This is a genomic window from Filobacillus milosensis (assembly GCF_004402015.1).
Classification (GTDB): Bacteria; Bacillota; Bacilli; order Bacillales; family Alkalibacillaceae; genus Filobacillus; species Filobacillus milosensis.
This window is the reverse complement of record NZ_SOPW01000001.1, coordinates 176151-196908: the sequence shown is the minus strand read 5'-3', so window position 1 is coordinate 196908 and position 20758 is coordinate 176151. Positions and strand designations below refer to the sequence as shown.

The following is a 20758-nucleotide window of genomic DNA, read 5'->3' as shown; positions in this document are numbered from 1 at the left end:
CTATGAAAGGTCTTAGTGATCGCAAAACATTAATTATATATGTCGTTATCAGTATGGTTTTTATACTAATACTGGGGTTAATTTTTGTTCAAGTGGCGAGACATTATGTCGTTCAAGCCTACGAAGAACAACTGGAGTATGATGCCAACTTTGTTGCTTCAGATATAAAGCTGGATGAGGCATCTACCGATGAACTTCAGAATCAATTGGAGAATTACAATACGTCTTTTCCAATAGATGTTGTTGTACTGAATCGAAACACACAGGAATATTTACATACGTTTTCATCTTCAGAAACAGCTTTACTCACTAAAACATTACAACGAAATTTGCAGCAGGACGAAGTTGAGCAAATGGACTCCAGGTTAGTTCAAACAAAGAATGTGGGTGAAGAAATTTCATTAGTTGTCATTTCTGAGCCTGTTCCTGTTAAATATTTAAATACAACGATTTGGTCAATTATTATTAGTTTAGCGCTTTTGGTCGGTGTGTTCATATGGGGTTTAGGTAATCGAATATATGAAAATTACGTTACACCAATACAGAAGGCTTCAGAAACTGCTTCTGAATTAGCTAAGGGTAATTATAATGCACGAATTCAAGATGCACCATATGGAATTGTTTCGGAATTAAGTCAATCCATTAATATGCTGGCAAGAAACCTGCAGCATATTACCTCTAAATATGAGAATCAAAATGATCGATTGAAAACGGTGGTTAATAACATGGAAAGTGGACTGTTATTAATCAATGAAAAGGGAATTACTCGGCTAGCTAATCAGGCTTTTATCAATAATTTCATTTCAAAGACTCCTTTTGTAGGTGAAGTTTATTATGATGTGATCAAACATCAAGAATTAAATGATGCACTACAAGAAGTTATTTTTATGGAACGCAAAAAGCAGATTACGATTCATACGGAAACTGGTTATTATTTTGAAGTTTATTTAGCGCCAATTAAAAATGATAACCAAACCTGGAAAGGGGTTGTCGTGGTTTGTCATGACATAACAAAAATTAAACAGCTTGAGAACGTACGGAAAGATTTTGTTGCAAACGTTTCACATGAACTTAGAACACCGATCACTTCTATTCAAGGTTTTGTCGAAACATTATTAGACGGAAACCAGCATGAAGAAGAAGTAATTAAAAAGTTTTTAGGTATTATTGAAAAAGAAACGAAACGATTAAATACTTTGATTCAAGACCTTCTTGACTTATCTTCTATTGAGAAAGATGATTTTACTTTATATAAATCTCACTTCTCAGCCAATGAATTGATTCATGAAGTGAAATTGGTTGTTGATCGAAAATTAGAGGAGAAAAACATAGACTCAACAATTGACGTTCCTAAAGACCTTATGGTGCTAGGAGATTACAATAGAATTTATCAACTAGTTTTAAATTTATATTCAAATTCTATTCAATATACACCTGAAGATGGTCATATCAATTGGAGATGTTTTTTAGAAGATGGTTACGCCAAGTTACAAATTAAGGATACCGGTATCGGGATCTCTAAACAGGAGCAGGATAGAATATTTGAGAGGTTTTATCGTGTAAATCGAGATCGAAGTAGACAAACAGGTGGAACAGGATTAGGTTTATCGATCGTTAAGCATATTGTAGAAGCACATGAAGGAATCATTGATATAGAAAGTGAGGTTGGTGTAGGTACAACCATTACAGTCTCCATACCCCAACCCCATTAATTTGTTATAATAGTTAATAAAACAAAGACTTTGTAAAACAGAGTCAATGATATAAAGAGGTGTTATTTTTGTCAGATGAAATTGTATTAATAGACGGAAACAGTGTATTATACCGTGCATTTTTTGCTTTACCTTTATTAAGTAATGACAACGGTGTACATACAAATGCAGTTTTTGGTTTTACTAATATGTTATTAAAGATTCTTGAAGATAAAGATCCAAGTCATATTTTAGTAGCATTCGATGCCGGGAAAACAACTTTTCGTCACAAAACTTATAAAGAATATAAAGGTGGCAGACAGAAAACACCTCCAGAATTGTCAGAGCAGTTTCCAGTTATGCGTGAAATTCTAGATGCTTTTGGTATTAAGCATTATGAATTAAATCAATATGAAGCAGACGATATTATTGGAACGATTTCAAAACAAGCTGATGAAAATAATAAAAAGACGTTTATTTATTCGGGCGATAAAGACTTATTACAATTAGCTTCAAATCATGTCACAGTTGGGGTAACTCGAAAAGGGATTACCGACATTGATGAATATAACCCCGATCAAATTAAGGAGAAAATGGGTGTTACTATTGATCAAATTATTGATTTGAAGGCATTAATGGGAGATAAATCAGACAATATTCCTGGTGTGCCTGGAGTTGGTGAAAAAACAGCAGTCAAACTATTGAATCAATATGGAACATTAGAGAATTTGTATGAACACATTGATGAAGTTAGCGGTAAAAAGCTTAAAGAAAACTTAATTAATCATAAAGATGATGCGTTCATGAGTAGAGAACTCGTCACAATAAATCGAGAGTCGCCGATTGAAATTAATGTTAATCAGTTATCTTATGAAGGTTACCAGTCACGAGATTTAATTGAGTTATTTAAAACATATGGTTTTAAATCATTGATGGGGCGTATTGAAGGTTCTGAAGAAGAAGTCGAACGTGAAGACATTACTTTTGAAAAAGTTAATCAATTTTCTACTGATTTAATTAGTTCTGAAGATAATTACTTGATTATGGAGATGCTTGAAGATAATTATCATGAAGGAGATATTTTGGGATTTGCACTTGTGAATGATCAAGGTCAATTCTACATTCCTACTGAAGTAGCCCTCAATTCTGCAGAGTTTAAAGCATGGGTTGAAGACGAAAAGCAATCTAAAATTGTAGCTGATACAAAGCGTCTGAAAGTGGCGTTAAAGTGGAGAGGTTTAGATTTAAAGGGAGTAGAATTTGACTTAATTCTGGCTTCATACATTGTTAACCCTTCTAATAACAACCATGATTTACCTTCCATAGCTCAAAGTTACGGGTTAGTCGATGTGTCTTATGATGAAGAAGTCTACGGAAAAGGTGCAAAACAAAAAATACCTGAAGACGAGGTACTGTCTGAACATATTGTGCGTAAAGGTTGGGTAGCTAGAAAACTTTACCCAACATTAAAAGAAGAAGTATTAAAAAATGAACAGGAAGAGTTAATTTTTAACTTGGAAATGCCGCTTTCACTTATTTTAGCTGATATGGAATATGAGGGTGTAAAGGTTGATGTTAATCGACTTGAAGAGATGCAAAAAGATCTAAGCGAGCGATTAGATAAGATTGAAGAAGACATTCACAACTTAGCTGGACAATCATTCAACATCAATTCACCAAAGCAATTAGGTAAGATATTATTTGAAGAATTAGAGCTTCCTGTAATCAAGAAAACCAAAACAGGTTACTCAACATCAGCGGACGTGTTAGAAAAATTGCAGCATGAACATGAGATTGTAGAGAAAATTTTGCTGTATCGTCAATTGGCTAAACTTCAATCCACATATATTGAGGGCTTATTAAAAGTCGTTCATGATGATACGAATAAAATTCATACTCGTTTTAATCAAGTTTTAACGCAGACGGGCCGATTAAGTTCCACGGATCCTAATCTGCAAAACATTCCAATTCGTCTAGAAGAAGGTAGAAAAATTCGCCAGGCTTTTGTGCCTTCTCAAGAGGAATATGTGATTCTAGCAGCAGATTACTCTCAGATTGAATTAAGAGTCTTAGCACATATTGCTAATGATGAGAAGTTGATCTCTGCGTTTAACGAAGGTAAAGACATTCACACTCAAACAGCTATGGATGTATTTAATGTCAAAGAAGATGAAGTTGACTCGTTAATGCGACGTCATGCTAAGGCTGTAAACTTCGGTATTGTTTATGGAATTAGTGACTACGGTTTAAGCCAGAGTCTTGGAATTACACGTAAAGAAGCGGGACAATTCATTGATAAGTATCTTGAAAGTTATCCAGGGGTTAAAGCCTATATGGACGATATTGTTCAGCAAGCTAAAAGAGAAGGTTTTGTTGAAACGATTATGAAACGCAGAAGATACTTGCCTGATATCAATAGTCGTAACTTTAATAAACGAAGTTTTGCAGAACGTACTGCTATGAATACACCAATTCAAGGAAGTGCAGCTGACATTATCAAAAAAGCAATGATTGATGTGATGGACAAACTTGATTCTTCTAATATTAAAGCGAAGATGCTCCTTCAAGTTCATGACGAATTAATATTTGAAGTGGCTAAAGACGATATTGACGCATTAAACGATTTAGTTAAAAAAGCAATGGAAAATACAGTAGACTTAAAAGTGCCGTTACTTGTTGATGCTGAGTACGGTACAACTTGGTACGACGCGAAGTAAGGGAAGGATACAGCTATGCCAGAATTACCTGAGGTAGAAACCGTTAGGCGAACGTTAGAGCCGATTATTAATAAGAAACAAATTGAAGATGTGATCATTCATTATCCAGGTATTATAAAAGAACCCCAGGATTCCGAAGCTTTTAAACAGCAAGTTATTGGTCAGACATTCAGAAATATCGATCGTTTAGGTAAGTTTCTAATGTTTAATCTAGATGATTATACTTTAGTTTCACACCTGAGAATGGAAGGGAAATATGGAGTTTTTGATCAAGGGGAACCATTAGATTTGCATACGCATATCATTTTCGTGTTAAATGATGGTAAAGAACTTCGGTACAGAGATGTTCGTAAATTCGGGACAATGCACCTAAAAACACCTAAGGAATTATTACACACAGCACCTTTAAATAAATTAGGTGTAGAGCCATTTAGTGAAGAATTTACACCTGAACATCTATATAAAAGGCTTCAAAAAACATCTCGTAAAGTTAAGCCTGCATTACTTGATCAAGCCATTGTGACAGGCTTAGGTAATATTTATGTAGATGAAGTTCTGTACTGGAGTCAAATCCATCCTGAGCGAATTGCGCATACCATCACTTTTGAAGAATCGAAGCAATTACGCTTTTATACTATAAAAGTTTTACAAGATGCCATTGATAAAGGCGGATCTTCCATACGATCTTATTTAAATAGTTTGGGAGAAGTAGGTATGTTCCAACTTCAGATCTCGGTATATGGAAAAGAGGGAGAAGCTTGTAAAAACTGTAGTACTGAAATTGTTAAAATTAAAGTAGGAGGCAGAGGGACACATTTCTGTCCTAATTGCCAACCTCTTACAAAATAACACGTGCAACATGCTTCTTTCATAAGATAGGTTGAGTCCTTATGGAGGGAGCTTTTTATTTTGGAGCACATATGGGTAATTATTTTACTACTTAGTTTTGCTGTAAGTTTTGATAGTTATTTTTTTGGTTTTACGTACAGTCTAAAATCCATTAAAGTTAAGAAAACAACTTATATGGTTATTGGTTTAGTCACATCCAGCAGTTTTTTATCTGGTTATTTATTAGGTGGCATTTTTTCGTTACTAACTCCAACAATTACCGAATATTTAGGCGGCATTATATTCTTGTTTGTTGGAGGATATGTAATCTGGCAATGGGTTGGCGAACAACGTGAAAAGATTCGAATGTATTATAAAGATGAACCGCTCAGCTGGAATTTAAAAACATTGTGGTTAATTCTTAAGGATCCTCAAATGGCTGATGTTGACCACTCTGGATCAATTAATGGTAAAGAATCATTTATCGTGGCTCTTGCCTTGTCTTTAGATTCATTTGGAAGCGGTGTTGGGGCAGCATTCACCATACTACCATACCTTTTAACAGCATTCATGGTAGGCCTCAGTTCGATGTTTTTCTTAGCTTTAGGCTCCTTGACCGGTCGATATATGGTACAGTTTAAATGGATGCAACAGTTATCATTTTTACCTGGCTTAATTTTTATTTTATTAGGGATTTGGAATTTCACAAAGTAGGTGATCAATATGTCTGTCGTAATTGGATTAACAGGAAGTATTGCAACAGGTAAGTCGACGATTTCTCAAATGTTTAAAGAATGGAAAATTCCCGTAGTTGATGCTGACCAAATAGCTAGAGATGTGGTTAAGCCGGGTGAACCCGCATATGAAAAAATTGTTGAACATTTCGGTGAAAAAGTTTTATATGAAGATTGTTCACTGAACAGGAAGAAGTTAGGGGAAATTGTTTTTCAAGATCAAGAAGAACGTGAAAAGTTAAATGGTTTTATCCATCCAGAAATCAGAAAAGAAATGTTACGGCAAAGGGATTATTTTGTTAATCAAGGTGAACAGGCCGTTGTATTAGATATTCCTCTATTGTTCGAAAGTCAACTTTTTGATTATGTGGACAAGGTATTAGTCGTTTATGTAGATCCTGAGACCCAATTAAAACGTTTAACAGAGCGAGATGAGTCCAGTAAAGAGGAAGCTTTAAGCAGAATACAATCACAGATTCCTATAACTGAAAAGCGAGACCAAGCAGATGCAGTAGTTGATAATAACGCTTCAGTTGAAAGAAGTAAAGAACAACTCATAGAAATTCTACTAAATTGGGGAATTTCTAATAAGTATCTACAAAAGTAGTAACAAATTTTAAATAACTTCCCCTATAATATATTAAATGTGTTATACTATTTTCGAGAAAAATAAATAGAGTGTAACATATATGTATTGGGAGGTTATTTTCATGACAACACGCATTGCTATAAATGGATTCGGACGTATTGGAAGAATGGTATTTCGTAGAGCGATGAAGGACGAAGAAGTGGAAGTTGTAGCTGTTAATGCTAGCTATCCCACTGAAACTCTTGCTCACTTAATTAAGTATGATTCAGTTCATGGTCAGTATGATGGAGAAGTTACATTTAATGATGAAGAAATCATTGTAGATGGTCATCACATTTCAAAAGTATCGAATCGAAATCCTGCTGAACTACCATGGGCAGACCTTAAAATAGATATTGTGATTGAAGCAACAGGTGTTTTTAAAACTAAGGAATCTGCTTCAGCGCACATCACGGCTGGCGCGAAAAGAGTTATTATTTCTGCACCCGGTAAAGAAATTGACCGCACCATCGTAATGGGTGTAAATGAAGAAGACTTTGATGCAGATTATGACGAGGTTATTTCTAATGCTTCATGTACAACAAACTGCTTAGCTCCAGTTGTTAAGGTATTAAATGATAAATTCGGTATTGATCAAGGTCTTATGACAACCGTTCATTCATTCACTAATGACCAGAAAAATTTAGATAACCCTCACAAAGACTTACGTCGTGCTCGTGGATTAACCCAGTCAATTATCCCAACTTCTACAGGCGCAGCGAAAGCAATTAATGAAGTACTCCCTGAATTAAAAGGTCGTTTACACGGAATAGCTTTAAGAGTTCCTACACCTAACGTATCGTTAGTTGATTTAGTTGTTGATTTAAACCAAGATGTCACAGCTGAAGAGGTTAATCAAGCTTTTTATGATGCAATGGAAGGTGACATGGCTGGTATTCTTTCTATTAATAACGAACCATTAGTATCAGTAGATTATACGACTTCACCATATTCATCAATTATAGATGGTCTATCTACTATGGTGATGGGGGACCGTAAAGTTAAAGTATTAGCTTGGTACGATAATGAATGGGGTTATTCTTGCAGAATTGTAGATTTAGCTAAATATGTTGGTAAAAAAAACAAAATGGTCAAATGACTATATAAATAAGTGATTTAAGAAGCCTTACTTGATACAAGGCTTCTTTTTTTATTCTCAACTACTTATGGTTTTTGTTATACTAATAAAAAGAGTTTACGAATTTCTGATGACCTAATCTGGAGTGAAAAATAAATGAAATGCCCGAATTGTGATGCTAAAAATACAAGAGTATTAGACTCTCGACCTATAGATGAAGGACGCTCGATTCGTCGACGTAGAGAATGCGAATCATGTCAATACCGTTTTACAACATTTGAACGTGTAGAAGAGATTCCATTAATTGTTGTAAAAAAGGAAGGTACTCGCGAAGAGTTTAACCGTGAAAAATTAAAGCGCGGGTTAATTAAAGCTTGTGAAAAGCGTCCTGTATCAATTGAAGAAATTGAGCGAATTGCCTTTGATGTAGAGAAAGATTTACGTAATCAAGGAAATTCAGAAATTGTCAGCGATGATATTGGTGAATTAATTATGGACAGGCTGGCAGAGGTCGATGAAGTAGCTTATGTACGGTTTGCTTCGGTATATAGACAATTTAAGGATATAAACGTCTTTATGAGTGAATTAAACGAAATGATTAATAAAAACAAGAAGTAACAGAATGAACGAGGTGTAGATATGAACGAACGTATACGGCATCTTTTGCCCAATGACCGAATGAAAATATTTAAAGAAAAACCCTTTTTCGAAGATGCTGAAACAGTATTAACTCTATTATATCAACCTCTAATTTCTATTAAAGGTGTGGCCGTATTTCAAGCCTTGTGGAAGGAATCAAATTTTCAACAATCTCAAACATCAATTTCACACCACCAAATGATGAATATGTTGAATATGACCTTAGATGAGTTTTATGACGCTCGGAAGAAGTTAGAAGCTATTGGATTACTCCATTCCTATAAAGAGGAAGGCACTTATCGAACATTATACTATGTGTTACAAAGACCTTTTTCAGTTAATAGATTTTTTGAAGACCCAATGTTATCTGTTCTATTAGAGCATCACGTGGGGCGAGATGTCTATCTGCGATTAAAGAAAAGGCTAGTCAATGTCCCGAGCTTACCAACAAACATACAGTCTGTTACGCATTCTTTTGATGATGTATTTACAACTATTCATCCTAATCACATGGTTGATAATCAACTTATTGAGGAAGAAGAGTCTATTTCCATCCAAACGCAATTACCACTTGAATGGCTTCACAAGATGCTTACTCAACAGAAAATTCATGCTCAAAAGGTCTTAACACAAGCTAATATTGAATATATTGAGAAGATTATCAAGGTCTACGATGTCGATTTTCTTGAATTAGAGAAGGCATTAATATGGGCAATTAATGAAGACCAACAGTTTGACCGAAAAGAATTTCAAGATATGTGTAAAGATATTTTTTATAAAAAACATGGTAGTGTTCCACCACGGTTGTATTCAAAAGCAAGCCAGGATGAACAACCAACAAATAAACAATCTGAAACTAACCAAAATACTGAGCAGCCGAAATCGAAGGAAGGTCAATTAATACAGCATTTTAATAACATAACACACCGTGAATTACTAGAGGATTTTTCGTCATCCGGTCGGGCATCTATGAAAGAAGTCGATATGATTACCAATATGATGGAAGAACACGGGTTAACACAACCTGTCATGAATGTATTAGTTGATTATGTATTGAAGCGTAACGGAAACAAACTGTCAAAAAATTATTTAGAAACCATCGCAGCTCATTGGAGTCGTGAAGATATTCAATCAGCGAAAGATGCGATGCAAATTGCTAAACGTGAGCATCACATGTACGAAACGTGGAAACAAAAGAAATCACAAAATCAACGAAAACAACAACGATCAAAAGAAGTTTTACCGAAATGGTTTGAAGAAGAACGAAAAAACAAACGCAAAAGCACACAACCTGCACAAGAACCTAAGAAACAAATTAATACAGGCGAATCACAAAAGAAACGTGAAGAACTCGAAGCGTTTATTAAAAATTATTCTAAAACGAAGCATTAAGGGTGAAATAAATGGAATCAATACAATCAGCGCTTAGTAAATGGATGAAGGGAAAAGAAAGCTTTCAACAGTCGATGAATCAAATGCGTCAAGAAGTATTATCTTCTCCGGAAATACAAGCTTTCTTAAAAGAACATCCAGAAATAACATCTGAACAAATAAATAAGCAATTAATTAAGTTATATGAATATGATGTTCAATCCAAAGCATGTGAAAAGTGTCCTTCACTTGAAGGGTGTAAGAATGTCGTTTCAGGCTATGCACCTGATATTAGACTTGAAAATGGACGAATTAAATTGATTTATCATGAGTGTCCGCGTAAAGAAAGGCATTTGGAGGAAGTCGAAAAGAAAAAGTTCGTTCAAAGTTTACACATGCCTAAAGAAATACATGAAGCTTCTTTTGACAAGATTTATTTAGATGAGGAAGCACGTCTCGATGTTTTTGCCCAAGTTAAGAAATTTTTTGATGAGAGTGATAAAGAGGTTCCAAGTAAAGGGCTGTATCTATATGGAAAGTTTGGTGTGGGTAAAACTTATTTATTAGCGGCTTTGGCCAATGCGCTCGCTGAACGGAAAATTGATACTTATTTCATCTATATGCCTGAATTAGTACGGGAAATGAAAGCGTCGATTAATGATTCCACTATTAATGAAAAGATTGACCGATTTAAAAACGCATCTGTATTAATTTTAGATGATATTGGTGCTGAATTTTCATCTGCTTGGTTTAGGGATGAAGTGTTAGGGGCGATTTTACAATTCAGAATGATGGAAAGGTTACCAGTCTTTTTCACTTCTAATTATTCGCCTGATGAGCTTGAGTCCATATTATCAAAATCCGGTAAAGGTGATCATGAGCAATTAAAGGCTGCAAGAATTATGGAACGAATCACACAATTAAGTAAGCCTGTAGAAGTTTTAGGTGACAACTATAGAAATTGAGAGGAGGTATTAAGACCTTTCCTTAATTTTTTTATATTACAAAAATAAAGATTGTCCTAAATTTTCATGTTTTACAATTCTCTTTCATAAACTGTATTACTGTGAATGAAGTGGAAAGAGGGATGAAACATGAAAGAGACGCTATTTCTGTTTCAAGATGAGAAAGACGCTAATCAATTTTATCTGTTTGTATTAGCATCAACATTCAATGGAAACGTACAAATTAATGGGAGTGAAGTACGGATTTCTAATTATTCGATGTTAAAACAGACAAGCCTTGTAGATTTGATTTTTCCTTTTATTGTTAATTATTACGTGCCAAGAATTTCAAATTATTTACTAAAGAACACTTATTACTATCACGATGATGAGATTGAACAAATCATACCTTTTGTATTATCAGTAAGTTCTATTTCGAAAGAGCTTCATACGGATTTATCATTTTCTTTATACGAGCGTTTGATTTATTATTTATACACCCATCAGACAAGAGGGTTAGTGGACATGAAGCACTTATATTTATCATTGTTTCAAAATGAAGAGGCTTGGATTGAAATTGTTGGTTACGGAATCGAAGAATGGCAATTTGAATTAAATTTTCAAGATAAGATGAATGACATAAGAGAGTATGTCTTCAAAAGAAAGCCTAAACTCCCAAAAGTAGTTGTAAACATTAAGGAAGATATTCGTTTTTTCGATAGCCATGGACAACCCATTCGCGAAGAAGTTTTAAAACACTTTAGAAGGGTCTCAGGTACCACTGTAATTGAAGAGTATGACCAATCGAAGTTAGTGTCTACATTATTATCTATAGCACCACAACAAATTGATGTCTATGCTTCTAATGAACATATCCACAATTTATATTGGATGATGAGTATCTTTCAAGAGCGGATGAAATTGTTCCCACTAGAACAATTTCCATTTAAATTTGTCGAATAGCTTGATTTTCTTTTCAGACATCGTTATAATACCTACATAAAATATGAACAGTGAATGTATTGATGAGGATAAGATCAAATGGAAACAGCTTTACAGAGAAGAAAGTAGCGCTGAGAACTTTCTAGTATGACTATTTGTTTACCACCTCGGAGCATCAATTGTGAACTAGGTATAGCTAGCGATTGACGTACAATCGGCGTTAACGATGTCTGAAAGTGCTGCAATTCATTGCAGAAACTGGGTGGAACCACGGGTATATAACACTCGTCCCTATTATTAGGGATGAGTGTTTTTTATTTTATAAAATTCTGTTAAAGATGTTGTTTAAGTTGAAGTTGAGCGAAAGGCGGCGACTCCTGCGGGAACAGCACGAGCCGAAAATCACGCAAAACGAACGGCAGTGAGTTTTGAGAAGTTGAGGCCGTGCCCGCGGAAAGCGTCCGCCTGTAGCGCCAAAATACAACAGTAGTCTTTAATAGATAAGAAAAAGGAGTGTTAGATGATGTCTGAAATGATTCAAATCCAATTCCCAGACGGAAATAGCAAGGAGTTTCCTAAAGGGACAACGACAGAAGAAATCGCGTCTTCAATCAGTTCAGGGTTAAAGAAACAATCTTTAGCCGGTAAATTCAACAATGAAATGGTTGATTTACGTACCCCATTAAATGAAGACGGTCATATACAAATCATTACGTATCGTGATGAAGAGGGGGTAGAGGTTTTAAGACACTCGACAGCCCACTTAATGGCACAAGCGATTAAACGCTTATATCCAAACGTTAAACTTGGTGTAGGACCTGTCATAGAAAATGGCTTCTACTACGACATCGATATGGAAGAAACAATTACACCTGAGGATCTTCCAAAAATCGAAAAAGAGATGAAGAAGATTGTTGATGAGGCACTTGAAATTAAGCGTGAAGAATTATCACGTGAGGAAGCAAAAGAGCGTTATAAAGAAATTGGTGATGACTTAAAGCTAGAATTAATTGATGATATTCCTGAAGGTCAACCGATTTCGTTTTACGAACAAGGTGAGTTTTTCGATCTATGTCGTGGTGTTCACGTTCCTCACACAGGAAAGATTAAAGTATTCAAGTTATTAAATATCTCAGGAGCTTATTGGCGTGGAGATAGTGATAACCAGATGTTACAACGTATTTACGGTACTGCTTTTGAAAAGAAAAGCCAGTTAGAAGAGTATTTACACTTACTAGAAGAAGCAAAAGAGCGCGATCACCGTAAGTTAGGTAAAGAACTGGATATTTTTACTGTTTCACAAAAAGTCGGTCAGGGGCTACCGCTTTGGTTACCTAAAGGTGCGACAATTCGCCGTACTATTGAACGGTATATCGTTGATTTAGAAACTCGTTTAGGATATGACCATGTTTATACTCCTGTTTTAGGTAGTGTAGATTTATACAAAACAAGTGGTCACTGGGATCATTATCAAGAAGATATGTTTCCGAAAATGGAAATGGACAATGAAGACTTAGTACTTCGTCCGATGAACTGTCCGCACCATATGATGGTTTATAAAAATGAGTTACACAGTTATCGTAATTTACCAGTTCGAATTGCTGAACTTGGTCAAATGCACCGATACGAAATGTCAGGGGCTTTGGCTGGTTTACAGCGTGTGCGTGGCATGACATTAAACGATGCTCACATTTTTGCACGTCCAGATCAATTAAAAGATGAATTCATCCGGGTAGTAGAATTAATCCAAAATGTTTATAAAGACTTTGGAATTAATGACTACTATTTCCGTTTATCTTACAGAGATCCTGAAGATAAAGAGAAATACGTGGATAATGATGAAATGTGGAACAATGCAGAAGCGCTCCTTAAAGAAACAATGGATGAGATGGATGTTGAATTTGTTGAAGCTAAAGGCGAAGCAGCATTCTACGGACCTAAGCTTGATGTACAGGTGAAAACAGCTTTAGGTAAGGATGAGACTTTATCTACTGTTCAGTTGGATTTCCACCTGCCTGAACGCTTTGACTTAACTTACATTGGTGAAGACGGTAAAGAACACCGACCAGTCGTTATCCACCGCGGTGTCGTTTCAACAATGGAACGTTTTGTTGCTTTCTTAATTGAAGAGTATAAAGGTGCCTTCCCGACATGGTTAGCACCTGTTCAAGCAAAAATCATTCCAGTTTCATTAGATGCCCATATGGAATACGCTAAAAAAGTAGAAGACCGTTTGCGTCGTGAAGGTATTCGAGTTGAACTGGATACACGTGATGAAAAACTTGGTTATAAGATTCGTGAATCACAAACACAAAAAGTTCCTTATTCATTAGTTTTAGGTGATAAGGAAATGAATGATGAAGCCGTTAACGCTCGTAAATACGGTGAACAAGATAGTGAGACAGTTGGTTTAGAAGGTTTTGTTCAACAAATGGTTGATGAGGTTAAACAGTATAAGTTATAATACAAAGCAGTTGCGCTTTAAGCGTAGCTGCTTTTATCTTTTTTAAAGTCTTGACATTTTAATTGTGCAGTTATATACTGTTAAGAGTGAATTAAATAAGGTCATTGATAGACAAGTAGAAGCACCCGCTTCTCACCTGATCGACGCAAGAAGCAGTTGGCAGGTTACTATATTTCTGACACATACAGATGAGTATGTTCTTTTAGAAATGTCGTGTGGGTGCAACTATTGTGCCGACACTTTTTTTATTGTTTAAACACTTGTCGTGAATGCCTTATCTTTTTACGAATATTGTGGAGGTGGCTCACTATTAGCAGAGATATGAATGTTAATGAGGGAATTCGTGCTAAAGAGGTACGTCTCATTGACGCGAATGGCGAACAATTAGGAATTAAATCTCGTCAAGAAGCTTTAGAGATTGCTGATCGTGTTAATCTCGATTTAGTGTTGGTTGCGCCAAACGCTAAACCGCCGGTATGTCGAATTATGGACTACGGTAAATATCGCTTCGAACAGCAGAAAAAGGAAAAAGAGCAACGTAAAAACCAAAAGATCGTTAACATCAAAGAGGTGCGTTTAACGCCAGCTATTGAAGATCATGACTTTAATACGAAGTTACGTAACGCTCACAAATTCCTTAAAAAAGGCGATAAAGTAAAAGTTAGCGTTCGTTTCCGCGGCCGCGCGATTACGCATAAAGAGTTAGGTAGAGAAGTCTTAGATCGTTTTGCTAACGAGTGTAGCGAACTAGCAACACTTGAAACAAAACCTAAGATGGAAGGCCGTAACATGTTTATGATGCTTGCTCCTAAAGCTGAAAAATAAGGAGTACAATCTTTAGAAGGAGGACTTTACGATGCCAAAAATGAAATCTCATAAAGGCGCTCAAAAGCGTTTCAAGAAAACAGGAACTGGAAAATTCAAGCGTTCTCACGCTTTCACTAGTCACTTATTTGCGAACAAATCTACGAAACAGAAGCGTAAATTACGTAAAAGTGCTATGGTTTCTAAATCAGACGAAGGTCGTCTAAGCAAACTATTACCTTACAAATAAGATTATTAACGGATAGATCTAGGAGGGATTACAATGCCACGTGTAAAAGGTGGAACAGTTACGCGTCAACGTCGTAAGCGCGTATTAAAATTAGCAAAAGGTTATTATGGTTCTAAAAGAACGTTATTCAAAACAGCAAAACAACAAGTAATGAAGTCAGGTCAGTATGCATACCGTGACCGCAGACAGAAAAAACGTGACTTCCGTAAACTATGGATTGCACGTATTAACGCTGCAGCACGTATGAATGACATGTCTTACAGCCGTCTAATGCACGGTTTAAAACTTGCTGGTATTGACATCAACCGTAAAATGCTAGCTGAATTAGCAGTAAGCGACGAAAAAGCTTTCGCTGAACTAGCTGACCAAGCAAAATCAGCTCTTAAGTAATAATAATGTAAACCCTGAAAGGACGCTCCTTTCAGGGTTTTGTTTTACATAAAATATTTTTTTAGAATCCAGTTAAGGAGCAATAACATGACTTACTTAATTTATGTAATTATAATTATGAGTTTCATTGGTTTTATTTCGATGGGTTATGACAAACGCAAAGCTAGAAAAGAGCAGTGGCGGATTCCCGAGAAGACACTTTGGACTTTTGCGGTTCTAGGTGGAGCTACAGGGATGTGGCTCGGTATGAATTTTTTCCGTCATAAGACGAAGCATCTCTCTTTTAAGTATGGACTACCTATTTTGACAATCTTATGGATAGCAGCACTCATTTACATGTCATAATAGCTCGTCTTATGTCATATAGTTATATGTAAGACGAAAGGAAGGGAGATCGTCATGGAAAATATAGTTGCATGGGCTCAAGAATCACTAACAACTACGAGCTATGCTGCACCTGTGCTATTTATAGTTTTTCACCTTATTCGACCTTTCTTATTTGTTCCTGTTGCCTTTATTTGTATTACTGGTGGGCTAATATTTGGTTTAACTTATGGTGCGATTTATTCCTTAATCGGGGTAACGTTATCAAGTTTAGTTTTTTATTTCTTTATTAAACAAATGCCAAATTTATTTTATCGCTTCCATCGGTTAAGAGAAAAAATGTTTGGAAAGCATCGTCAGTTATCTTTCCCACAAGTGATGCTTTTACGAGTGACGCCATTTATACATTTTCATTTAGTTTCGATTTTTCTAATCGAAATGACGAGAAACTTTAAAGAATATGCTAAGTTATCGATTTTGTCCAATCTACCATTAGCTGTTCTTTACACGTCATTTGGTCAATGGTTTCAAGCGCTAAAGGTCCACCACATTTTTGTTTTATTAGGCCTTGTTTTAATCGTCTTCTATTTACTTAGAAAAAAAGAAATCGTCATGAAGTGGGAAGATTTCTTCTCGCCAGACCTTCAAAAGTAGTATGTAAACACTTACTTTAAACGTGTTATACTAACGCTTAGGAGGTTTTTTTAATATGAATTGGGACGAGCTGTATGATCTGCAAAAAGAGTTAGATGAAAAGATACGTGAAAGTCATTCTTTAACTAGAGATGCTATTCTGGAAGACAAGTTTCTTGCCTTACTTGTTGAAGTAAGTGAACTTGCTAATGAAACAAGATGCTTTAAATTTTGGAGTCAAAAAGGGCCAAGTGATGATTCGGTGATCCTGGAAGAATTTGTGGACGGTATACATTTTATCTTATCGCTTGGTCTTGATTTTAATTATAGATATAAGCAAGAATCTATTAAAAAAATTAATGATTCCCAGACTAAATTATTCCACTTAATTATTGAGAAAATATATCAATTCAAACAAAACCCTACCAAAGAAAACTATCAAGTGATGATGAAGGCATACATTCAGTTAGGGTATCAGCTTGGATTTAATGAACAAGAAATATATAATGCTTATTTGGACAAAAATAAAGTGAATCATAATCGACAAGAGTTTGGTTATTAATTTTGTGAAATATTCGTAAAACCTTTATAATGGAATAGGCAGATAAATAATATAGTTGATTTAGGAGGAAGACACATGGCAAATTTTGATGAAACTCTTACGATGTTAAAAGATTTAACAGATGCCAAAGGAATTCCAGGTAATGAAAGAGAACCGCGAGAAGTGATGAAAAAATACATAGCTTCACATGCGGAAGAAGTTACAACGGATCATTTGGGGAGCTTAATTGCTAAGAAGACAGGTGAAGAAAACGGACCAAAAGTTATGGTGGCAGGTCACCTGGATGAAGTTGGTTTTATGGTGACTAGAATCGACGACAAAGGTTTTATTTTCTTCCAACCAGTAGGTGGCTGGTGGAATCAAGTTATGTTGGCACAGCGTGTGACTATTATGACGCGTGAAGGTGACCTAACAGGGGTAATTGGTTCTAAGCCTCCACATATTTTATCTCCTGAAGCTCGTAAAAAGCCAGTAGAGATTAAAGATATGTTTGTTGACATTGGTGCTTCAAGCAGAGAAGAAGCTGAAGAGTTTGGTGTACGCCCAGGCGATTCAATCGTTCCTTATTTTGAATTTACTCAGATGAAGAATGATAAACTTCTACTTGCTAAAGCGTGGGATAACCGTATTGGTTGTGCAATCGCAATTGAGGTATTAAAACGTCTTAAAGATGAAAAACATCCAAACGTGGTTTACGGTGTTGGTACGGTTCAAGAAGAAATCGGACTACGCGGTGCTGGTACTTCTGCTCATGCTATTAAACCTGATATCGGTTTTGGTGTTGACGTAGGTATTGCAGGAGACATGCCTGGTGTTGATGATAAGGACGCAGCAAGCGAAATGGGTAAAGGCCCACAAATCGTTCTTTATGATGCATCAATGGTATCTCATAAAGGTGTTCGTGATTTCGTTATTAACACAGCTGAAGAAAACAACATCCCATTCCAATATGAGTCTATGCCTGGTGGTGGAACTGACTCAGGTAAAATTCACTTAACTGGTGATGGGGTACCGTCATTATCAATCACGATCCCAACTCGTTACATTCACTCACATGCAGCTATGCTACACCGTGATGATTTTGACAATGCGGTTGACTTAATAGTTAAAGTTATTAAAAAGCTAGATCGTAAAACTGTAGAGAGCATTACATTTAGCTAATTATAAAAATCTCGCTGACACAAGTCAGCGAGATTTTTTGCGTTCACAGAAATAATTGAGCGTTCACAGAAATAATTGAGCGTTCACAGAAATAATTGAGCGTTCATCGAAATAATAGCGCGCTTTGTAAAAACAACCCCACTTGCTTCAATGCAAGTGGGGTACCCTTAACCTAATTTTTGAGCCTCTTGTTCTAATAATGTAAGCATTTGTTCTTTTTCATTATCATCGGCATTTTGCCAAATCATTTCAAAAAGTACACCTAGACCAGGAAGCATCTTTTCTTCTCCGCTTTCAATTGCATCTAAAATTGTTGCTTCTAACTGCTCTTCGTTATTACCTGCGATATTACTTTTTATAGCTTTTCTTAAATTTAAATCCATTGAAGGTCACCTCATTTTGAATATACATTTTATATGTAGTTTGACCAAACAGTTCTAAACTATGTATGATGGTAAAAAAGCTATTTAGGAGTAAAATACAGATGATTGAATCAAAACAAAATAAGCAAGTTAAACAATGGAAAAAATTGCATCGAAAAAAGTACCGTGATGAATTAAATACGTTTTTAGTTGAAGGATGGCATTTAGTTGAAGAAGCAATTAAAAGTGATTGGACTATTGAAAAACTGATTGTACATGAAGATGAAACAGTTCCAAATGAATGGGAAAATCATGAATTCATTTATGTGAGTGATGAGGTATTTAATGAATTATCGCAGACAGAGACACCTCAAGGTATTATGGCCTTGGTTCAAATTAAAGTTGAAGAGAAAAATGATTTTCAAAAGGTGTTGCTTATTGATGCGGTCCAGGATCCGGGTAATGTTGGCACGATGATTCGGACAGCCTTAGCTTTTGATATCGATGCCGTGACCTTAGGTAAAGGCTCTGCCGACTTATTTCATGATAAAGTCATTCGTGCAACACAAGGTGCGTTATTTCATATACCTGTAATACGAGGAAATCTGGATGAATGGATTGATAAATGCCGAACTAACGATATAAAAGTGTTTGGAACAGCATTAGATGAACAGGCTAAACCACTTAACGAAATTCAATCACCAGGTACTTTTGCAGTTATTGTAGGAAATGAAGGCAGTGGAGTAAATCCTGAATTTCTATCCAGAGCTGATGAAACGGTATATATTCCAATTCATCGTCAAAGTGAATCATTAAATGTCGGTATTGCAACCAGTATTGTTTTATATCATTTTTCACTTGTGACTTGATAAAATGTCAAATGTTTTCTATAATTATTCTCAGAACAATTGAATTATAAAAGCTGTGAATGAGGTCAAGTAAGCTTTTCAGCTGATTGATGAACAGGGAATGGATACCTTGGACTGGAAGTATCCTCATTAATTGAAAAGCCGAATTTCACTCTGGAGCTGGCACCTGGACCTGTTTAGTAAAGGTGACCCGGAGATCGTCCGTTATCGAAACGAAGTGGGTAACTTACATAGTTATCAATTAGGGTGGTAACACGGATATACAACTCGTCCCTTTTCCTTAGGGAGGAGTTTTTTTATTTGCATAAAAAAGGAGGAAACAAAGTGAAGGAACGTCTACAAGAAATTAAAGAAGAAGCGTTGAAACAAATTCAATCATCTGATGATGAAAAACAATTACAAGATGTACGTGTGTATTTCCTTGGTAAAAAAGGTCAGATTACAGAAGTTTTAAAAGGTATGGGTAAACTTTCAAAAGAAGAGCGTCCAGTGATTGGTCAATTAGCTAATGAGGTACGAGACGAAATTACGGAAGCATTGGAAAGCAAGAAAACTAAATTAGAGCAAGCAGCCATGGAACGTCAGTTAAAAGAAGAATCGATTGATGTGACATTACCTGGACGACCTGCTCAAGTTGGTGGCCCGCATTTATTAAGAAAAGTTATTCGTAATATTGAAGACCTATTTACAGGTATGGGTTATCAAGTGGCTGAAGGACCAGAAGTTGAAACAGACTTCTATAACTTCGAATCGTTAAACTTACCTAAAAATCACCCGGCTCGTGATATGCAAGATTCATTCTTTATTACAGAAGAACTATTAATGCGTACACAGACCTCACCGGTGCAGGCACGTACTTTAAGAAAGCATGAAGGTAAAGGACCAGTTAAAATCATTTGTCCCGGTAAAGTTTATCGCCGTGACACAGATGACGCGACACACTCACACCAGTTTACACAAATAGAGGGCTTATATGTAGATGAAAATGTTCGCATGAGTGATTTAAAAGGAACCTTAAATGAATTTGCTAAACATTTATTTGGCGAAGAGCGTGCCATTCGTTTACGCCCGAGTTTCTTCCCGTTTACTGAGCCTTCAGTTGAAATGGATATCTCATGTAAGATCTGTGGTGGAGAAGGTTGTTCAGTTTGTAAAGGGTCTGGTTGGATTGAGATTTTAGGTGCTGGCATGGTGCATCCAAATGTATTAGAAATGGCTGGCTTTGATTCTGAGAAATATTCTGGATTTGCTTTTGGAATGGGACCCGAGCGTATCGCGATGTTGAAATATGGTATAGAAGATATTCGTCACTTCTATACAAACGACGTACGATTCTTAAAGCAATTCCATGGGGTATAAAGGAGGAA

At 35.8% G+C, this 20758-nt stretch carries 21 protein-coding genes and 3 other annotated features; of the genes, 20 read left to right on the top strand and 1 reads right to left on the bottom strand.

Translation table 11 applies throughout. The annotated features are described in order from the left end of the window. The first annotated feature begins 2 nt into the window (after positions 1 to 2). The 18 genes from pnpS to E3U55_RS00925 all read left to right on the top strand — a co-directional run bounded on the left by pnpS (position 3) and on the right by E3U55_RS00925 (position 18160). On the top strand, positions 3 to 1712 hold the full coding sequence (pnpS, locus tag E3U55_RS01010; protein WP_134338461.1) for a two-component system histidine kinase PnpS: 1710 nt from the start codon (positions 3 to 5) through the stop codon (positions 1710 to 1712). A 68-nt stretch (positions 1713 to 1780) separates the two neighbouring features. Next, positions 1781 to 4408, top strand: coding sequence for a DNA polymerase I (polA, locus tag E3U55_RS01005; RefSeq protein WP_134338460.1), 2628 nt, complete (start codon positions 1781 to 1783; stop codon positions 4406 to 4408). A gap of 15 nt (positions 4409 to 4423) precedes the next feature. Next, the gene (gene mutM, locus E3U55_RS01000; protein WP_134338459.1) at positions 4424 to 5257 is read left to right on the top strand and encodes a DNA-formamidopyrimidine glycosylase; all 834 of its coding nucleotides are present in this window, start codon (positions 4424 to 4426) and stop codon (positions 5255 to 5257) included. 60 nt (positions 5258 to 5317) lie between these two features. After that, positions 5318 to 5950, top strand: coding sequence for a sporulation membrane protein YtaF (gene ytaF, locus E3U55_RS00995; protein ID WP_194840781.1), 633 nt, complete (start codon positions 5318 to 5320; stop codon positions 5948 to 5950). Between the two features lie 9 nt (positions 5951 to 5959). Continuing rightward, on the top strand, positions 5960 to 6577 hold the full coding sequence (gene coaE, locus E3U55_RS00990; protein ID WP_134338457.1) for a dephospho-CoA kinase: 618 nt from the start codon (positions 5960 to 5962) through the stop codon (positions 6575 to 6577). A 103-nt stretch (positions 6578 to 6680) separates the two neighbouring features. Next, positions 6681 to 7697, top strand: a complete 1017-nt coding sequence (locus E3U55_RS00985; RefSeq protein ID WP_134338456.1) for a glyceraldehyde-3-phosphate dehydrogenase — start codon at positions 6681 to 6683, stop codon at positions 7695 to 7697. A 135-nt stretch (positions 7698 to 7832) separates the two neighbouring features. Next, the gene (nrdR, locus tag E3U55_RS00980; protein ID WP_134338455.1) at positions 7833 to 8294 is read left to right on the top strand and encodes a transcriptional regulator NrdR; all 462 of its coding nucleotides are present in this window, start codon (positions 7833 to 7835) and stop codon (positions 8292 to 8294) included. Between the two features lie 21 nt (positions 8295 to 8315). Further along, a complete protein-coding gene (locus tag E3U55_RS00975) occupies positions 8316 to 9707 on the top strand; it encodes a replication initiation and membrane attachment family protein (protein WP_134338454.1) in 1392 nt (463 codons plus the stop codon). Positions 9708 to 9718: 11 nt separating this feature from the next. Beyond that, positions 9719 to 10651, top strand: coding sequence for a primosomal protein DnaI (dnaI, locus tag E3U55_RS00970; RefSeq protein WP_134338453.1), 933 nt, complete (start codon positions 9719 to 9721; stop codon positions 10649 to 10651). Positions 10652 to 10780: 129 nt separating this feature from the next. Next, positions 10781 to 11593 carry a sporulation protein YtxC gene (gene ytxC / locus E3U55_RS00965; protein ID WP_134338452.1) on the top strand — a complete coding sequence of 271 codons (813 nt, stop codon included), beginning with the start codon at positions 10781 to 10783 and terminating at the stop codon, positions 11591 to 11593. Positions 11594 to 11643: 50 nt separating this feature from the next. Further along, positions 11644 to 11868 (top strand) — a binding site (T-box leader). 227 nt (positions 11869 to 12095) lie between these two features. Then, a complete protein-coding gene (gene thrS / locus E3U55_RS00960) occupies positions 12096 to 14036 on the top strand; it encodes a threonine--tRNA ligase (protein WP_134338451.1) in 1941 nt (646 codons plus the stop codon). A gap of 107 nt (positions 14037 to 14143) precedes the next feature. Next, positions 14144 to 14288, top strand: a sequence feature (ribosomal protein L20 leader region). 69 nt (positions 14289 to 14357) lie between these two features. Then, positions 14358 to 14861, top strand: coding sequence for a translation initiation factor IF-3 (infC, locus tag E3U55_RS00955; RefSeq protein ID WP_134338450.1), 504 nt, complete (start codon positions 14358 to 14360; stop codon positions 14859 to 14861). 31 nt (positions 14862 to 14892) lie between these two features. Then, positions 14893 to 15090 carry a 50S ribosomal protein L35 gene (gene rpmI, locus E3U55_RS00950; protein ID WP_134338449.1) on the top strand — a complete coding sequence of 66 codons (198 nt, stop codon included), beginning with the start codon at positions 14893 to 14895 and terminating at the stop codon, positions 15088 to 15090. A gap of 33 nt (positions 15091 to 15123) precedes the next feature. Continuing rightward, on the top strand, positions 15124 to 15480 hold the full coding sequence (gene rplT, locus E3U55_RS00945; RefSeq protein WP_134338448.1) for a 50S ribosomal protein L20: 357 nt from the start codon (positions 15124 to 15126) through the stop codon (positions 15478 to 15480). Positions 15481 to 15567: 87 nt separating this feature from the next. Then, positions 15568 to 15825 carry a DUF1294 domain-containing protein gene (locus E3U55_RS00940; protein WP_134338447.1) on the top strand — a complete coding sequence of 86 codons (258 nt, stop codon included), beginning with the start codon at positions 15568 to 15570 and terminating at the stop codon, positions 15823 to 15825. 54 nt (positions 15826 to 15879) lie between these two features. Further along, entirely contained in the window at positions 15880 to 16458 is a 579-nt protein-coding gene (locus E3U55_RS00935; protein ID WP_134338446.1) for a TVP38/TMEM64 family protein, read from the top strand. 55 nt (positions 16459 to 16513) lie between these two features. Then, entirely contained in the window at positions 16514 to 16999 is a 486-nt protein-coding gene (locus tag E3U55_RS00930) for a dUTP diphosphatase (protein WP_134338445.1), read from the top strand. 75 nt (positions 17000 to 17074) lie between these two features. Further along, complete coding sequence (locus tag E3U55_RS00925) at positions 17075 to 18160, top strand: M42 family metallopeptidase (RefSeq protein WP_134338444.1); 1086 nt, start codon at positions 17075 to 17077, stop codon at positions 18158 to 18160. Positions 18161 to 18327: 167 nt separating this feature from the next. On the opposite strand, the gene sspI is transcribed toward E3U55_RS00925, so the two are convergent. Beyond that, the gene (gene sspI, locus E3U55_RS00920) at positions 18328 to 18543 is read right to left on the bottom strand and encodes a small acid-soluble spore protein SspI (RefSeq protein ID WP_134338443.1); all 216 of its coding nucleotides are present in this window, start codon (positions 18541 to 18543) and stop codon (positions 18328 to 18330) included. Positions 18544 to 18644: 101 nt separating this feature from the next. Between sspI and E3U55_RS00915 the strand changes: the two genes are divergently transcribed. Both E3U55_RS00915 and pheS read left to right on the top strand, forming a co-directional pair. Next, positions 18645 to 19391, top strand: a complete 747-nt coding sequence (locus E3U55_RS00915; RefSeq protein WP_323740388.1) for a TrmH family RNA methyltransferase — start codon at positions 18645 to 18647, stop codon at positions 19389 to 19391. Between the two features lie 46 nt (positions 19392 to 19437). Then, positions 19438 to 19669 (top strand) — a binding site (T-box leader). A gap of 46 nt (positions 19670 to 19715) precedes the next feature. Continuing rightward, the gene (pheS, locus tag E3U55_RS00910) at positions 19716 to 20750 is read left to right on the top strand and encodes a phenylalanine--tRNA ligase subunit alpha (protein ID WP_134338442.1); all 1035 of its coding nucleotides are present in this window, start codon (positions 19716 to 19718) and stop codon (positions 20748 to 20750) included. Positions 20751 to 20758 lie beyond the last annotated feature (8 nt).

Excerpts from the sequence above, each read along its gene's own strand:
- pnpS (WP_134338461.1), top strand. The coding sequence starts at position 3 with ATGAAAGGTCTTAGTGATCGCAAAACATTAATTATATATGTCGTTATC.
- mutM (WP_134338459.1), top strand. The coding sequence starts at position 4,424 with ATGCCAGAATTACCTGAGGTAGAAACCGTTAGGCGAACGTTAGAGCCG.
- coaE (WP_134338457.1), top strand. The coding sequence starts at position 5,960 with ATGTCTGTCGTAATTGGATTAACAGGAAGTATTGCAACAGGTAAGTCG.
- E3U55_RS00985 (WP_134338456.1), top strand. The coding sequence starts at position 6,681 with ATGACAACACGCATTGCTATAAATGGATTCGGACGTATTGGAAGAATG.
- nrdR (WP_134338455.1), top strand. The coding sequence starts at position 7,833 with ATGAAATGCCCGAATTGTGATGCTAAAAATACAAGAGTATTAGACTCT.
- E3U55_RS00975 (WP_134338454.1), top strand. The coding sequence starts at position 8,316 with ATGAACGAACGTATACGGCATCTTTTGCCCAATGACCGAATGAAAATA.
- dnaI (WP_134338453.1), top strand. The coding sequence starts at position 9,719 with ATGGAATCAATACAATCAGCGCTTAGTAAATGGATGAAGGGAAAAGAA.
- ytxC (WP_134338452.1), top strand. The coding sequence starts at position 10,781 with ATGAAAGAGACGCTATTTCTGTTTCAAGATGAGAAAGACGCTAATCAA.
- thrS (WP_134338451.1), top strand. The coding sequence starts at position 12,096 with ATGTCTGAAATGATTCAAATCCAATTCCCAGACGGAAATAGCAAGGAG.
- infC (WP_134338450.1), top strand. The coding sequence starts at position 14,358 with ATGAATGTTAATGAGGGAATTCGTGCTAAAGAGGTACGTCTCATTGAC.
- rpmI (WP_134338449.1), top strand. The coding sequence starts at position 14,893 with ATGCCAAAAATGAAATCTCATAAAGGCGCTCAAAAGCGTTTCAAGAAA.
- rplT (WP_134338448.1), top strand. The coding sequence starts at position 15,124 with ATGCCACGTGTAAAAGGTGGAACAGTTACGCGTCAACGTCGTAAGCGC.
- E3U55_RS00940 (WP_134338447.1), top strand. The coding sequence starts at position 15,568 with ATGACTTACTTAATTTATGTAATTATAATTATGAGTTTCATTGGTTTT.
- E3U55_RS00935 (WP_134338446.1), top strand. The coding sequence starts at position 15,880 with ATGGAAAATATAGTTGCATGGGCTCAAGAATCACTAACAACTACGAGC.
- E3U55_RS00930 (WP_134338445.1), top strand. The coding sequence starts at position 16,514 with ATGAATTGGGACGAGCTGTATGATCTGCAAAAAGAGTTAGATGAAAAG.
- E3U55_RS00925 (WP_134338444.1), top strand. The coding sequence starts at position 17,075 with ATGGCAAATTTTGATGAAACTCTTACGATGTTAAAAGATTTAACAGAT.
- sspI (WP_134338443.1), bottom strand. The coding sequence starts at position 18,543 with ATGGATTTAAATTTAAGAAAAGCTATAAAAAGTAATATCGCAGGTAAT.
- E3U55_RS00915 (WP_323740388.1), top strand. The coding sequence starts at position 18,645 with ATGATTGAATCAAAACAAAATAAGCAAGTTAAACAATGGAAAAAATTG.